The organism is Hahella sp. KA22, assembly GCF_004135205.1.
In the GTDB taxonomy this organism is placed as follows: Bacteria; Pseudomonadota; Gammaproteobacteria; order Pseudomonadales; family Oleiphilaceae; genus Hahella.
In genome coordinates, this window is sequence record NZ_CP035490.1 from 4,620,886 (window position 1) to 4,638,620 (window position 17,735).

Annotated in this window: 4 protein-coding genes; all 4 read right to left on the minus strand. The window is 49.9% G+C overall.

The window, feature by feature from the left end:
- Window positions 1–7: 7 nt before the first annotated feature.
- The 4 genes from EUZ85_RS20370 to EUZ85_RS20385 all read right to left on the minus strand — a co-directional run bounded on the left by EUZ85_RS20370 (window position 8) and on the right by EUZ85_RS20385 (window position 17,696).
- Window positions 8–5,065 carry a polymorphic toxin-type HINT domain-containing protein gene (locus EUZ85_RS20370; RefSeq protein WP_164887303.1) on the minus strand — a complete coding sequence of 1,686 codons (5,058 nt, stop codon included), beginning with the start codon at window positions 5,063–5,065 and terminating at the stop codon, window positions 8–10.
- Window positions 5,001–15,842 carry a LamG-like jellyroll fold domain-containing protein gene (locus EUZ85_RS20375; RefSeq protein ID WP_127971390.1) on the minus strand — a complete coding sequence of 3,614 codons (10,842 nt, stop codon included), beginning with the start codon at window positions 15,840–15,842 and terminating at the stop codon, window positions 5,001–5,003. The genes EUZ85_RS20370 and EUZ85_RS20375 overlap by 65 nt, the downstream gene beginning before the upstream one ends.
- A 47-nt stretch (window positions 15,843–15,889) precedes the next feature.
- The gene (locus EUZ85_RS20380; protein WP_164887304.1) at window positions 15,890–16,687 is read right to left on the minus strand and encodes a transglutaminase family protein; all 798 of its coding nucleotides are present in this window, start codon (window positions 16,685–16,687) and stop codon (window positions 15,890–15,892) included.
- A gap of 133 nt (window positions 16,688–16,820) precedes the next feature.
- The gene (locus EUZ85_RS20385) at window positions 16,821–17,696 is read right to left on the minus strand and encodes a rhodanese-like domain-containing protein (protein WP_127971394.1); all 876 of its coding nucleotides are present in this window, start codon (window positions 17,694–17,696) and stop codon (window positions 16,821–16,823) included.
- Window positions 17,697–17,735 lie beyond the last annotated feature (39 nt).

Below are 17,735 nucleotides of genomic sequence, written 5' to 3' on the forward strand. Positions count from 1 at the left end.
CAAACACCTATTTTGATTTAGCTATTCCACCAGTATGCTTAATTGCATCATGTATGTCGGTAGGTACAAGCTGCATATATCCTGTGTCTTGATGATGATGCCAAGTATAATCATTTGGTCTAGGGTTATTCTTAGTATATCCTGCAGCCTTATCTGCCCTTCCAAAGTCCACCCCTCTACTCTTTCCAAGAGTAATTCTTACGTTCTTTATTGAGTACCTCGAAAAATCAGGAAACCCAGCACCGTTAAAAGTAACACTGTGGGGATACTTTTTTCGTAAAGCTAAGGGCAAGTCTTCGAGAGGTACGGTTTTTCCAGCATATTTGCTATTTATGGGTCTTCTGCCATTAACCGCCCTTACCCTACTAGTGAGATCGCATACTCTTGTATTATGAACCCAAGCACCACTCTCACCAACAAAGTAGTTATGATTACCTTCTACGTCAAAGTTAAAAGTAGGCTGTTTATCTGTTTGATAAACTAGACTGACGACTCTCAGCAATTTCCCACTATAAGCTACTAAGTAATCGCCTTCTTCTAACTTGTCAGCCCTAGACCAAGACTCGCCTTCAACCCAAATAGGATGCTCTGGGGTCGTATTGATCTCTTCTTGGCGCCCTTCGGAATCCCTTACTGTAATAGTGACAATCTGCTTGTCTTGATTCTGGATAGTGTTCAGAACCGTTCTAAGCTGCGTTTCTCCTGTTATCTCATCCCTGGCATATACTTGGTCGCCGACTTCAATCTCTTCAATGGCGACCTTCCCTTCAGCTGTTTCAACTAGAGTGCCAGCGACAAAGCACTGACAGGCCGGACCGGTATTGTTTTTGGTGCCAGAAGTTTTATTGCCTTTGCTGAGATTAGACGTCTTTCTTGAGCGCGTAAGCCTGCTGATGCCTTTGGCCGGACCGCCCCAAGGGATAAAGCCTGCTGCGAAGTCTACAAAGCGGTACATGCCGGAGCACATATTGACGCCACCGTCAATGCCCAGCCAGTTTCTGATTTCCTGCCCAGAGACGAGGCCACCACTCACTGTGGAAATAGCATTATCACCAATGGCAGCAGCGCCATCCACAAAACCTTGAGGTAAGGGTATTGGGTAGCCGTCCTCATCTTTCGGTGAAATTAAATCGAAAAACTTATCAGTTATCTCATAATAGTCAGTTCCATAAGGATCAAAAGCCATTAACGGACTTAAGCGGGAGTATGCGTACCTGTTCAAGCCACCACCAATACCGAGGGGGTCAGCCTGTATATAACGACCTATATCGGGATCGTAATCCCGCATAAAGTTATGGTGGAAACCGGTTTCTTTATCGAAATACTGGCCGGGTAAACGCAGGTTGTTTTCTACTTTGGCGCTTACGACTTCCGCTTCGCCAAACGCGTCGTAACGACCTTCCCAGACCGTCTCGCCATTGGGTTTGATCAAACGAGTAGGCGTGCCCAGGTGATCCACCTGGTAGTAATAGATCTCCCCTTTTTCACGCATGAACAGGGGGTCGCTCATCCAGGTGCTGGTTGGCAGGTAGTGATACTCTTTGAGCAGATTGCCTGAGGCGTCGTATTCCGCCATCAACCCTGAGAAGTTGTACAGGAAATAAGTGCGCTCGCCAGCTACCTCCTTCCATAAGCGGCGTCCGAATGGATCATAGCCGTACTCGGCAATCACCGTCCCGGCGCCCGATTCGACGCGCACCAGACGTTCGTCGGCGCTGTAGATGTAACGATATTCGGGATTCTCTCCGGTAGCGTCCGCACCTTTGCTGATTAAATGGCCGTTGGCGTCGTAGTGATAATAAACCTCACCCTGACGCACCAGTTGGTTAGCGTCGTTATACTCCAGCTCTTCAGTAACAACCTCTGCGTCATTAGAGCCGCTCTTACGACTCAAGCGGTTGCCCGCTGCGTCGTAGGTATAAGCCTGATCAGTCAGTTCCGGGGTGGATTGGGGATAATCGACGGACTCCAGACGGTTCAGGTTGTCATAGCCGTATGTGTAGTCGCCGTGGTCGGTCGAAAGGTTGGTGATATTGCCGGCGCCATCGTAGCCATAGACCGCACGCATAATGACATTGCTGGCGGGGTCAAGCAGCTTGTTTTCCGTAAAGGCCATCAGACCGTTGTAGTTGCGCTCAATGCTCGCGCCGCCCGGGAAGGTGATGGAAGTCGGCTGTCCCCAGTTGTAGCTATTGAATGTAATAACACCCGCGCCCGGTACCGTCACCGTAGATATTTTACCCACCCCGTTGTAGCCATACTCATAGGTAAGGCTTTCAGGGTTGGTGTAGCTGTCCACTACCCCGTTTTCGTCGTAGGTATAGGCAATGGTTTTGCTGAATGGACCATAATTGACCGTCGCCTCGGCGAGATGACCCAATTCGTCGCGACGGTAAACAGCAGAAGTCTCGCCATCGCTGTAGCTCTTCAGCAGGCCCAGCTCGTCATAGGCGAAATTAACGACCTTGCGCGCCAGGGCGGCGTCTTTATTGACGAAGTACTCCAGCCGTTTTAGCTGGTCCGCCTCATCGTAGGTGTATACCAGCTTCTCTCCGATGGGAGTGATAACCTGCGCAAGGTTGCCATTAGGGTCATAGCTGTAAGTGCGTCGATGTTCAACGCCCTCGACCACAAAGACTTCGGCCTTGATAAAACCGTTAGTATCATATTCCAGTCGCGCTTCCCGATTTTCCGGGTCAATGACTTTAATCAGATTGCTGCGATGGTCATAGAAGAACTGAGTCAATCCGCCGTCCGCGTCTTTCAAAACGCTTACCCGGCCCAGTTCATCGTATTCATAGGAAACAGAACGGCCGCCTGCGACGATTTTTTTGGTCAACTGCCCCAGCACGTCATATTCAAAGCTGGTGACGGAGCTTTGCCCATCGTACTCCGTAGTGACCTGCTCAATCAGACGCTGGTTATTGTAGGAAAACTTCTGCGTTAAGGTGGGATACCGAACTTCTTTCAGAAGCTGATTATCATAAACATACTCAACCCTGTTCCCCTCGCCATCCACAAACTCCAGCGGCTCGCCAAACATTCCATTGCGAATATAACCAACGGATTTCCCGGCAGAAGCAATGCGGGTCGTATTGGTTTTGGGATCAGTTTTGTGTTCCGCCTTCTGATCTAGCTGGTCTTTGACTTCTTCCCACTGATTCAGCGCATTATATGTAAAAGAAGTTTTGCTTTTATTAGGCGCTGTTTCAGTAATGACATTGCCCACTTTATCGTAGACGTAACTGGTCGTCCGAAAGAGTGGATCAGTTACAGATAACAGGTTGCCGGCATCGTCATACTCAAAGGTATAGGTATAGCCCCGCGGGGTGGTCATGGTCTTAACATTGCCCATGACGTCGTAGGTATATAAAGTCTCATAGCCTTCGCTATCGACTTGTTTGATATTGTTGCCGCGGTCGTCGAAGTATGAATATCTGCTGAATGCTTCACCTACTTTCCCACTGTAGGTGGCTTTTGTCATTTCATCCGTATGCGCAAATGTAACGCTACTGGCCACATCCGTGCCCACAGCAAGATTTGCGGACGCCATTCTACCCGCGGAATCATAACTGTATGTTGAGCGAATACCGGCCTTATTGGTATGCGAGGTTACATAGTCAAATCTTGCATCATAAGTACTGCTGACCTCCTCACCATCTGGGTATACCTCCTTAATGGTATTCCCCCATTGGTCTTCAAGAAGCGCAGTCCTTTTTCCATATACGTCTGTTAAAGTGCGAATACCGGTTTCATGAGAATAGTGAACTGTTGAGAACTGCTTTCCATTTATTTTTTCAGAATATATTTCTCTTCCGTAACTCTTTTTGGGGTCCTTGGCTACACTGTCAAAAAGAGCTTTTACCTTTAAGACAGAGGTGGATTTAGGCTTTGGTGAAGAACCGCTTCCACCCTGTGAGACAAAGTAGACTTTCTGCTCTTGCTCAGGATCATTATCCAGGATTTTCTGATCAATAACCGTTCCGTCCACACCGCGAGTAGTGAACAGATACATCTTGTACTTTTTATCATATCCGTATTCATAGGCTATACTGCTGCCATCGGCATATACAATCTGATCGACTCGACGATCCTCATACCCGTATGTCGTTACATTGTTCTCAGGGTCTATTCGCCGATTCAGGTCACCGTCATCATTATATTCGTATCGCCACTCATATCCCCTTACATCGATCACCGAAGTAAGATGACCATTAGTATAGTGATAACTGACTGTTCGCCCTGTATAGTCAGTGGCGGACTTTACCAGACCACTTTTTTCATCAACATAGCTAAGGGAGTATAAGGTGCGATCAAGAGTATCTTTAACCTCTGCAACCCTTCCCGCTTCATCACGCTTAAAATATATTTCATTGCCTTCGGCATCTCCATATTTAAGCATGACCCCTGCTGAGTCATAAGTAATCCACTCTCCTTCCCGGTTATGCCAAATGTAACCAGTCGGAGTGGCCTCTATATAATTGCCGCCGTAGCCAAATCGCTTTTGTCCCTTGACGTGTTCATACTTTGTATCGCCGCGTTTAATATAGTCCCAACGTAAATAGTGCTCTTCTGGCTTAAGCGGCGTTTCAACGACCTTATCCAGCTTTAGACTGTTCGTACCATTACTGCCATATCCTCCATTGGCGACATCAAGCACCAGCTTTACTTCATTTTTTTTGAGCTTAAGTCTGTCCCAACGTTCATTCCAGGTCCACCCACGGCCATCTTTGTAAACACGGGAGAGTCGTACAGGGCTCCCCTTAGATTGGACCCAGAAATCCATTTCCCGCAGATTGAATCCTCCGGTGTGATACGCCTGCTCTTCAAGCAGCGCAATGCCAGGAGCCGCATAAGCGCCACTAGAGCTCACCAGCAACAACAGGGCTAGAACCACTTGAGTCAGTCTGGCGCAATAACTTTTAAACAATGAGTCGAACACGTGTTTTCTCTTTACTTCAATCTGATTTACTACTTTTCCCATTACACTCATTACCCTGTCATGAACCTGACTCGGTACCGCTGCCGCCGCCACAGTTACCGTCCCCATCGCCACAAAATCCACTGCCCACGCCTTGCGATGTGGCGGGTTCTGGCGACACAGAGGTCCCGGGACCAAAGTCGCCATATTCTCCCGACCATATGCCACCGCCTAACGTAAACGGGCTGTCGCCGCCGTCATCACAGGATGAACCTCCCGCTGCGTTATGGTTTATACCTGCATTTCCTTTCGCCACGTTCCCGTTGGCGCAAGGAGAAGAGAAACTTATATCCGAGTTGTAGTTATGGTTCGCACATCCGGCGCCGCTGGCGTCGCCGTCGGCGCTGGGATCAAAGTCCTGAAGTGCGATGATGCGATAAGGCACAACTATCACTTGTCCCGGGAATAAGGTGTCAGGGATCTCTCCGAAGTATTCAAAGCGCGCGAAGCTATCGCCCTTGGTCAGATTTGACTTCACATCTTCCGCCGCGACCAAGCCATAGTTCGTCAAACTGAACTCGCCCTGGAACACTTCGCCTTTCTTCATCATCGGCAGGTTGACCGACATGGGTTCGAACAGGACGACCGGGGCTGGGACGTTGGTTTCGTAGGTGGCGTTCAACACCACCTCGTAACGGTCTTCCAGGGTGATTTCACGTACGGAGAACTCCACCGAGATCAGTTTGTTCATCAGGAACACTTCTTCGCTGGTCACCGCGCCCGAGCGCACCCAGATACGCCCGCTCACGCTGTCATGATCAAACGCGCTGGCCCGATAGGTATAAGAGCCGGTGGAGAGGTTTTCCAGGAAACCATCGCCGAACTCATCGGTGTAGATTTCATAGGTTTCGCTGAGCACGTCTTCGTTTTGCAGCGAGATGCGTACTTTCGCCAAACCTGGAATCAGGCCGCCGTTTTCAGCCTTGGTGGCGGTGTATATATCCGAAGTATGGAAATGCACGCCACCGATGGTGGAGTCCGTCACCGCCACATCCACAATGTAAGGCTGGGTCGGCAAATTATCGCCCTGAATCAACACCTTAAAGCGGTAGTCGCCTTTGGGCACAGTCGCATCCGGACGGAACGCTAACTGGATAGTGCGTGACTCATTCACCGCAATATCGCCCAGACTGCGATCGCCAACGATACGCACCCACGCCGGGGCCGGCGCATCGTATTGATCTACCAGAGACAGGCGAGCGTTAGTCAAAGTTTCCAGGCCGCCGTTGGTTACCTTGAAGGTTTCCCCTTGTTCATCTCCCAGCTTTACGCCAGAGGTGATGTAGCTTGGCGATACCTTCGCCAACGGCGCCGCCGCTGACAGATAATATTGCACCGTCAGCAACGCCAAAGGCTGCTCCTGGTTGTCCGTCATAACCTTGAAGTAAAGACGTCCATTTTCTGGAGCCAGATTATCGCCCGTCAGCTTCAGTTTGAGATAACCGGTAGTATTGGGCGCGATAGCCTCAAGTGCAGTGCTGCTGACTTGCAGTCCATCCGCCATTGGTTTCGGCTGTCCTTCTTCATCCAGTTCCGCCGCCCACTCCAGACGCACATTGGTCAACTGCGTACTGAAACCGGCTTTGACGCGCACGTCCATGCCATATTCATAGTTTCTGGGCACAGACACCTTGTATATAGCCGGCGCCACAGATGCGCCCTCTACAATGAAACGGCCGTGTTCCGGACGATCCAATTTATCCGGATGGACAATGGAAACCACATACTCTCCAGTGTCATTGATGGTCGGCGTGTAGGTGAACTCGAACTGGCCCTCCACATCAGTAAAGGCAGCGTATTGGCGCTCAAACCCGCGCACCTTCATCGCCACCGTCAATATGGCGTTGGCCATCGGTTCATTGCTGGCGCGATCAATCGCACGTCCCTTGATTGTCACGGTTTCGCCAGCGAACGCTTTGGCGGGCTCTACAGACGTCAGCTCACCGTAATAAGGCGTCTCCTGTAACGTCACTGCTTGTGACGCGCGTGTACCAGCGATCGCAACATGCGTATCGCGGCCAACCTGGTAGTGCAGCTTGTCAATCTCCAGACGCAGCAACGCTGACTCCGGGACAGAAGACGGCACAGGCACATCGAAGTATTCTGTGACGTACTCGCCGCCCGCTGGAATACGCGCTACTGTGGAGCGATCCGTGGTGGTGACGACATCTCCAGTCACTTGCTTGATAGAGGTCGCGCCATACACGTTGCCGGCGAAGTCCTCAAGGATAAAGCGAATGTCCGGTGAGGCGTTCTTGCCGCTGTTCGCCGCCATGAGAATCTCAGACTCCACATCGCTGACATTTTCCAATCGGAATCGCGCTTTTCCTGTTGCACCGCGAACGAAATTCAGCGTCTCCAGAGTGGCCACCAGCGCGGACTGGCCAACGGCTACCTGACGCCACTGACGAATCTCTACGTTCTCACCCGCCTGCGGCGACCACAGAATGCTGATATCGAGATCCGCAAACGCATCCAGAGATTGGTATCCGCCGATGACAACGCCTACGTCGGAGAAGCTTCCCGGTTCAACAGCGAAGTAGTCCGAGTAGTGAGACTTGGCTGTTCCTCCGACATTCACCGTCACTTTCAAGCGTGCACGCTCAATCTTGGCGCCGCCGCCGTTGGCGACACGGAACATCACCCGATTCATGACGCCACGTTTGATCGGCTCAACGCTGTTTTCAGACTCGTCAGCAGGCTTCAAATCCACGCTCAGCGCGGGCAGCAACAGACTATGGCCAATGCTTTCCTTGCCTTGGTTGTCTTTCGCCACGACGGTGTAGAATCGCTCCTCCACCGAGCCGGAGCTGAACTCACCCGCGTTGTAACCCAGATCTTCATAATCCGCGTTAGTCAGCAGATCAGCATTGAGCTTGACGCGATCTGCCTCATCGCCAACGTAAATATCGTATCCAGCGATACTGGCGCCATTGTGGCTCCAGTTGACCACCGGACGGCTGTCGTTTTCCAGCAACACACTCAATTGGTTAACAGGCAGCAAATCTGCATTTACATACTGAGTGTTAGAAGGCGCGGACTCATTGCCTGCGCTATCCACGGCTGTCACCACGTACAGGTGCTCAGTTTCTGAAGGTTTGCTATCCAGAGCGACTTCTTTTGGGAGATTATCCTGAAGCGCCGCAACGCCAGTAAGATCAATATCCTCCGCCGTATCCGGCAGGTTCAGTCGATAGACGTTGTAACGCAGGCCATCCCCTGCAGGCGCTTGCCATTGCAGATATACGCCAGAACCGCTCAGTCTGGCTTGCAGGCTGGCAGGCGCTGTTGGCGCCGTCGCATCCGCGTTAATCAATACTGGGACACCGGGAGCGCTGGCTGTTGTCTGCCCGTTTTCACTTCGTAGAGAGGCGATGGCGTATTGATATTCGCCATCAGCCAAAGGCGTTGACTCACCGTCGATGTAGCTATCCATCAACACGTCATCGAATCGCTTCCATTCTGACAACTCGGTTTCACCGGGCGCTTTACGATACAGCGCATACCCCGCCGCACTGCCCACCAGACTCCAGTTCAAGGCGATTCGACCGCCAGGTAAGGCTTTGCCCGTCAACTGATCCGGCGCGCCCAACGGAGGCAACTCTCCTTGATAAACCTGGAAGCGTATATGCGCTGGCACAGGCTTGACGGCGTTACCCAGATCATCCTGGGCGGAAAGTAAAAAGCCGAGTTGCTCCGCGTTAGGCTGACCATCCTGATCCTGTCCCGCCGTCAGCGGCAAGCGCATGCGGCCAACGTAGACTGGGCGTCCCTCCTGGGAAGATCCGTCTTTGCTCAGCGTAATGCCGTCCTGGTAATCAGCAATAACCGTTGGCGCGCCATTTTCCTCAATAAACGGAACCAGCTTCGGCTCCTCTCCTGGATTGACGTCATCCGCCAGGGTCAAGACAACTTCAACTTCTTTGCCAGCCGGGTCATCGTTACGAATTGGCGCAGCGGGGTTGACTGTCAAAGTACGGACATCCGGCCCTTGCGTATCAATGCGCAGATCGCCACCGCTTACCACTAGTGATCCACGATTGCCGACACTATCAAACGCCGCCAGCACAGGAGTCACCACACCAGCAGGCGTAGTCGCTTCGATTTCAAACTGGCCGCGGTATAGAAGCTCATCATCAAAATCCCGCTCCAGCTCGACTGTCAGCGGCAAGGCATTTTCCATCGCCAGCGCAAAGTAAGGGGGATTACGCAGAGGCTCATCGAAAGTCACGGCCAGATCCACCAGGCCTGGCCCAAATCGGCCGCTTGCTTCATCCTTGGCGCCGTACGCCATGTATTCGACTTTGACCGCCTTTGGCGCTTCACTGTCAGCTTTTACGTCTACGACTTCGGATAGCTCACTCAAGCTACCCAGCTCATTGACGCTGGCTACGCGATAGAAATAAACGCCATCGGTGAAAGGAACATCCGTATAACTGGTTCCAGTAATCAGCTTCTGATTTACCGGCGCGCCAGCTTCAGCAATCGTGCTAAATGAATCGGTAGAACGATACAGGTTATACCCTTTCACTCTGGGGTCATTGACCGGCATCCAGCCCAGCGCCACTTTACCCAGCGCTTTTCCAACCGCCGACAAACTCTGCGGCGCGTTCGGCAGTGTGTCGTCCAGAGTCACGGACAGAGCGTCGCTGGCGGCGCTCACCTTGGTGCGCCCAACGTAGGTCGCCTTGGCGGCGATCTCATTCACGCCATTCTGCAAAGACACCACGCCAGAGAACACGCCCGCTTCCGCAACACTATACGTTTCACCTTGCGCTTCACCGTTCACGAACAACTGAACCAAAGTATTTGCAGTTGCAGTTCCCGCCACATCGACTTCAACCTTGTTGGTGGTTACGCCGTTGAGCGGCGCGGTCAACTGTGGGGCCGACGGCGCGGCCAAATCAACGCTGACAGGAATATTTTTGATCTGAGTGACATTATTGAGATTGTCATAGACGGACACACTGATCGTGTGAGCGCCGTCAGTCTCTCCCGCCAGCAACCAGGCGCGCTCGAAGTCAGGATCAGCGTTCAGGTCCATCCCCCAGCTTTCGCCATCTTTCTCAAACTCAACACGACTGACGCCAGCAGGGTCGTTCGCTTTTACAACGACCTTTCCATCCATCGTCAACGTCGAGCCGCTCAGCTGCGCTGAACCATTCGCACTGACAAATTCGACAGATACAATCTCAGGGCCGACGTTATCTTCTTCCGGCTTGCCTGTCACAGCAGCCACTTGCGTTTCTTCACCGCCAGAGAGATTCACAGCCGTCACGGCCACGTAATAGGTCACACCGTTAGACAGCCCTGCAATGTTGCGTGTGAGCGCGCTGCCACTGACGGTTGTTTTGGGAGCCATGCCAGCAACACTGGAAAATGCAGCGTCTTGCGCATAGATACGATATTCCTTTACCAGATTGGCAGGCTGAGAGGCTTGCCAGCTTACCTTCAACTGACCGCTTAACGGATCAGTCGTCACGCCAGCCGGGTTAGCCAACAACGTCACGCCAGGATTGGAGACAGCATTGGACTCATTGCCAGCCAGATCATAGGCTGTAATGCGAATCGGGTTCGCAGTAGCAGCTTGCAACCCTTCGACTTTAACGTTCACGCGCCCATCGGAGATACTCGCCGAGGCCAGCGGAATTTCTTTGACCTCTTCGTCCCCCGCCTTGTTCACATAGATTCTGTAGCCCGCTAAATCGCCGGCCGTGTTCGCATGTTGCGCCCAGGACAAGTCTATGGAAGTCGATGCAGAAAGCGCTCGCAAATCAACGATAGGCTCAGGTTTGACAATATCTTCAGGAGTAACCGGCTGCGCAGTTACAGCCGTCCGTTTCAGGCCAGCAGTATCCTCCGCCACAACAGCCGCATACACTGTCGCGCCACGCATCAGGCCGGCGAGCTTGAATGTCTTGGCGCCAGATGAGATTGACGCCGCCGGGGTCATTCCTGCGATATCAGAGAAGTTCGAGCCTGATACGTAAATATGGTAAGCAGCAATGTCGTTACCGTTAGAGAACTCATCGTAAGCGCTCCAATCCAGCATCGCCTCCGTTCCATCGCCTTTTCCGTCTACAGTGAACGTCACCTGCCCTGGGACAGTATCATCAAAACGAATTTTGGCGATGGTGGGGACGCTGGCGTTGCCGGCAGCGTCAATAACGACAAACTCAAATCTATTATCGCCACGCTGAAGGTCCAAGAGCAGATCAAAGGTAGTTTTGTCTTCGCTGGCGAGCTTCTGAACGCCATTTACCCATACGCTTGAGTTTTTCTCTCTTGTGCCTTTAAAGCGGTACGCATTGACATCAGTGACATCAGGGAAAGCCTCAAGCTGTGGTGATGCTGGCTTGGTCGAATCAAGGATGAACGTATACTCCTTAGGAGCGGAGATGTTCCCATGAGTATCAGCTACCTTGACGACAACTTTATAGCTCCCTTCGAGCAAAGGCGCAGTTGCTGTAAAAATGTATTCACCTGACGCTAAGGCGAGTTCACCTGTTACCGCCAAGCCATTTCTATAAACAGCGACTGACGCTCCTTTCAATGAGAGCCCACTGGCGCCAACATCCTCCGCCTTGACGCGAATGGAATTGTCACTACTATTGATGATTCCCGAAGGCGCCATCAGCAGTACCTCAGGCGCTTGGCTGTCTACATTGATAGCCAGTATGACTTCTTCTGAAAAGTTGCCTGCCAGATCGCCAACTTTCAATGACAGTTGGTTGTCACCTTCCTGCAACGCAATATTGGAGACGCTCCAGTTTACGTCTTCTTGCCCTGATACTCTTTTACCGTTGAGCCACAAGAGCGTCCCAGGTTCTTTCACACCACTGAGATTAATGACTCTGGCATTTATCAATACAGGCGTTGAAACATTGTGCGACGTTACAGTAGGCGCAGCAGGCTTTTCGGTATCCACGACAAAGGAAGCAACGAAAGCATCATCGGCTTCATTGGGCGCGCCATTATGGTTCTGGTCCATTCCAAGACCATCTTTTGTCTTGATATCAGGGCCGACTGTTAAGCGATATGTTCCATCTTCCAAGGGGGCGGAAAAACGAATGCGGTATTGCACCCCATCTATTTGCTCTAAAGCAGTGATGGAAACAGAAGAGCTGTCACCAACAAGCAAAATGTCGTCGATAGAAAACGAAGCAGGATCAATCTCATTGACAAACGACAGCGTAATTTCCTGCACTTTATCAGCGACATATTCAGTCACAGACAAGCCAGTAACATAGGTATTTATATGCTTTTGTTCAGTGTATACGGAGCCATCTTGTCCAGGCGTAAACCCTGAATGTCTGGCCTTTCCGCCGTTTACTTCTACTTGCGATGCGAAATCAAACGCGTTCAGTACAGAGTAATAAACAGCAACCCGCCCACCGGCGCCGCCCCCAGCATAATCACCAGCCCCGCCGTTAGCCAGAATCCGCCCACTCCCTGACAAAATGCCTATATCAAGCCAAATGGAGCCGCCACTTCCCCCTCCTGCTCCAGATTCGGACTGTGATTTAGCATAGTCGCCATCCGCTTTCACTTCTCCGTCAAGATTCAGCCAATCCGCAATAATTTTTACGGCGCCGGCTCCTCGCACACCAGAACTGCCATTCCCCCCAGCGCCCCCGGTCCCAGGTAGAACCGGCTGACGATAGTCTCCATAAGCGGATTTATTCTCTTGGCCGTTGACCGGCGTTCCGCCCACACCACCATAACTTCCACCACAATGTGCGCATACTTCAGCGTCAGGGAGCCCTCCCTTTCCGCTTACATCAATCCTGGAACCAGCCTCGACATTGATAGAAGACGCCTTAACTATCAACGCTTGCGTGAGCGATCCAGAGGGAACGCCTGTGGTCAGCACCCCCCCATTTTTCAGCGTGATCGTTTTCCAGTTCTGATCGCTAAAAACAGTGTAAGTAAAATTATCAACGACCAGCTCATTATTAGGAAGTGATAAGTCTCCTTTAGTGTCAAAGCCTCCACCTATGAAACTATATTCATCAGTAATATTGAGTTTATTTCCTGACTGCTGCCATACACTATTAGTAAAGAAGAGGCTTCCAATTTTAGCATCGCCTTTTTGGGCGACATGGACATTGAAGGCAACAAGCTTTAGAAAGTTTGCATCAATTACTTTTATTCTGGCGTTATAAATCTCAACGGGCATTGGGTACGAGCCACTCAGGCCAGTCCTGGCGACATTAGCGTCATCCAAGCCTCTATTGTCGATGATTAGCTTCTCTTCGCCACTAACCTTATTTCGTATAAAAATAGTTCCCGCAGCGCCACTTTCGTAGTTTCCGTGTACACGCCTACCGCCAAGGGCCTTAACTTGAGTGGAAACATCAAAGGATTCGAGTTCGTCGTAGTATATAGCTACGCGACCACCGCCACCGCCACCGCCCTCAGTAGTATTAACTCTATTACCACCATTTGCGGCGATAGAGCCACTCCCAACAATAACACCAGCTTCAATCCACACAGAGCCGCCGCTTCCGGCCCCCATGCGGTTTGCGCCACCAGAACCATTCGCCAGAATCTTCCCATCCAGCTCCAAACGATCGACAATTACCTTTATCGCTCCACCACCTGTTGAAAAGCTTGCATCGTTGTTTCCAGCCCCTCCAATTCCCAGGTCATGTGGGCGACGATAATCTCCAAACACATTTTTATTTGGCAGCCAGTCATGACTTCCGCCTTCCCCGCCATAGCTACCGCCACAGTACGCTCGCACATCAGAATCTGGCGCCGCGCCCTTCCCACTTACATCAATAGATGAGCTTTCATCAATCGATAAATGGCTCAAATTTAGCGACGCTTTTGCTCTATCTGGAGTTACAATTTTCCCTCCATTCACAAGTAAAATATCGCTAAAGTTATGATCACCGGAGATCGTTATCAATCCACTATCAATGAGTATATTTTTGTCTTCGTATTCGGAGGGGCCATCCCCGATAGTTGCTTCATCAGTTATAACAAAATCCGCCAAGAAAGAATCAAATGACAATTTAAATACGTCATCACCCACTTCTCCGTACAAAGCATCGCCATCTTGATCTAAGCCTATGACATTTCCAGAGGAAATATTCGGCCCAACCTCCAAAACGTAGTGAGCCCGATGCGCAATTCCTCCAACAACCTCTAAAGCATACTTCACATCACCAAGCTTCTTTACTTTGATTCTTTGCTCACTACCATCCTTTGTCAGCCGAACATCATCTTGTGTAAAGGATGATTCATCAATTGGCGACTCGAAATATATTTCTATGTCACAGCTTTCTGTCAGTGTAGATTTTTCCGGTATAGACGCGCCCACTATCTTCGCAGGCTTAGATTGTGGTTCAATTCCTGTTAAAGCTGCATCGTAATGCGCTTTTATTTCTCTTTCAGAAAGGAAATGAGAATAAAAAGCAGCGCTATCAATAACCCCGCCAAAGTTAAGATGTGTAAAGTTGTAGTTATAGTGCGTACCTATAACCAACGGTACAGATGGTGTAATTATAAGTGCGCCTTCCTTTGCGGCTGCGCTATCAACGAGCTCGCCATTAACATACAAGCTTGCGCCAACGCCATCTTTGTATCTGCCAACCAAGTGATACCACTCACCCAATTCAAAGGTGTTAGGCGCAGTCGCCCAGATTAGTCCCCCAGACGAATTAATAGCAAATTGGAACTTGGTTCCCGATCCGCCATCCAGTCTCAACGCCATTCCAGGATAACTGTTGCCATTCATCATCTTTGTGATGATTCCTCGATATCTTCCAGTAATTTCTGGTTTAACCCAAGCTTCAACAGAGAACTCTTTTAGGTTATGGCTTGAATTATGTGGAACAATAGCTCTTTGCCCCTTTTGATAATCAAAATACGAGGCCGTATGATCAGCGCCAGAAATTCCTTGAGTCAATTGAGTGGGCTGAGTGATGTTTCCGTTTATATTTCCGATGGAGTCAATTAATTTCCCTTCATTCTCAGGAAGCTCCCAAAAACTTATAGGATCACTATCAGAGACTACTTTTCTATATATATCCCCTTTTCGCATCGGCATATTAATGAGCTGGTAATGCTTGTTAATCTCCCCCTCATTAAGCGCATGATCATATATTGCAACCTCATCTATAACGCCATCGAAGCGATACCCAGACCAGTTACTGAACTGAATGACGCCTGGATTTTTCGTAGGCATTCCAGCAAATTCTAGCCGAGACCGTTCCTGACCGTTTAGATATAAAATTAAGGACGAGCCATTATAAGTGCCAACCAAATGGCTCCACGCGTTTGCCGGCACATCCTCTTGACCAACACATACAGACTTAACTACGCCAATTCGCACATACAGGCAATAATTTCTATTTTTGCTTTCATACAACCCCCAGTTATAGTTATTACCTCCATGTGAAAATAGAAAAGAGGAGCTCCCATCCGTTCCAGCCTTATATGGTTTCAACCAAGCTTCTAAGGTAAGCTGCTCCATTGCAAATGAGGGATGATCTGGAACGGACAGTCCACCGCTTGCAAATGACTTAGCAGAGTCGCTTGAGAGAACGCCTAATTCTACAAGCAGGTTTCCTTCAACCTTCGCCAGATGTCCATTGCCGCTTTTGTCTTCGGCGACATTTTGCTCTGATGTTTCATTCAGCCTCCAATATGCAATAGGAGAATCAGCCAACACCGCAGCTTCATATGAAGCGCTTTGAGGCGAGTCAGAAGATGGGGCGGCGTAAATGATAGAAGCCCCCAAAATTAGTACTGCCGATAGACTTCTTTTAATTACATTTAGTAGGATTTCCGTACCAATTCCCATCTTATCCTCTACAGCTCTACTACTTGGATGCATGATTTGAAAGCTCAAAAACTCTTTTATATAAACAAGACTTAGTTAACTTGGCCGCCGTCTACTCATTGCATTTCAATAACGACATTCTCGTCATCTACTGAAAAGCGGCTTCGTCCTAATGGCTCACCATCTGCGCTTTCACTTAAAACCCTGAAAGCGACATAATCTTCTTCCTGTTGGTTAAATACGCCATTGAGTGGGTCTGCAAGACGCCAGCGGCGACCATCGTGGAATAAAGCCCAATTGTGATAGTCAACGCCGGAAATGACTGTAGCGGGTCGGGAGGCGATGAAACCGCCCAACGGAATAGCAGGGATGCCTAACTTGCGCAGAATAGCGACATAGGCGAATGTGTATTCGGTACAATCGCCGGTCTTATTCTCCAGCGCCCATACCGCTCCCTTCTCTTCTTTTATGTAGTCTGAAGGTTTGAGGTGTTGAGTCAGCCAATCAAAAACCGCTTTAGGTTGACGCTCCAAGGGGAGCCCTTCAAAGAGTTTCGCGATCTCACGAACTTCGGGGCTATCGACCTCTATATATCTCTCATTCTTAAGCCATAACTTAGGGTCTACTTTGGTAGGCGCCAAGGGCAGCATAGTTAACTCTGCGTTAATAGTGATATTTCTTGCTTCATATGAGGCCAGTTGATCTATTTTATAAATGAGTGTTTTATTTGAAATAGCATCAGTTTTTTCTTCATATCCATTGGGTCCGCTCAATGCGTCCAGACGTTGCATTGGATAATCACTGACTGGCGCAAATATATTAATAGATATGTCTCTTGCGAATGCTCGCCCTTTGTTCTTGACCGCAAACTGATATCGAATCAACTTTTTAGTAGGCGAAGAAAGACTCGCCATGTGCGCGGTTACTTGCCTGTATAAATTCACCCCGTTCCAGGCGCCCAAGCCTAAGCACAGGGTCAACACGACAGGAAATATTACGACTGCTATAAATCGTATTGGCGTCATATATTTAGTGCTTCCTTTGGGACTACTCTCCGCCTCGGCAACGGTATCGGTCAGGGATTGAGCGCCTTTTTTCCTGAACTTTCGCCAGGCTTTCAAAATGCCGCTCAATGGCTTCTGGACTGGCTTCATACCTATACAGATTGCGGTATTGGCTTTCTGCGTACTCTTCCAATGTCCCTTCGAGCATAATTACAGGCAGATTGCGCGATACTTCATCGCCTCCAAGCGCTTTAGCCAAAGCCATAGCAAAGCTCTTATCTCCTGCAATAGGCAACACGGGGATATTTTCAGGCACATAGCGACGTACACGGTCGTACCACGACTGCCCGACTATCAACTTGGCGTCGCCGCCAGTCAGCGCAACCACAAACTCAATCTCTGTCAGCTTAGACAACGCAGCGATATCTTCAGGCAGGCCAGCAAGTTTATTTCCCGACAATCGCCAAGCATGTAGCCCCCCACGCACGATTTTCACATCTATAAAGCCAGCGTCTTTAAGGCGGGAACACAATTGTGCGTTCTGGCGAGTCAATACTCCTTTGTTAACAAGCAATAAAGATCGGTTTTTCAGTGTGCGCTGATGAAAAAGGAAGTTACCAGGAAGGTTAATGGAGCCGGGTACAAACGCTCTCTCGAAGTCATTGGCGTTACGTGTATCTACAACTGTAACGCCCTCCAAATCAATCGTATCGACATCAACAAAGCACGAGTAATCTTCAGATAGCTCCGACGCCTCGTAGAGTGGCGCATTATCCAAGTATTCTTGCTCCAGACGGCATGCTCCAGAGCGTTCCTCTGAATGGGCGTTTGGGAACAGAACAAAAAGTAGCGAAAATATGGCGACGTGGAACAGGCGAACGAAAGGCGTCGCCGAAAGATATGAGTAGAATTTAGACATTACGTCCCCTGTAAAGACACCGCTGACAGCAATATGCAG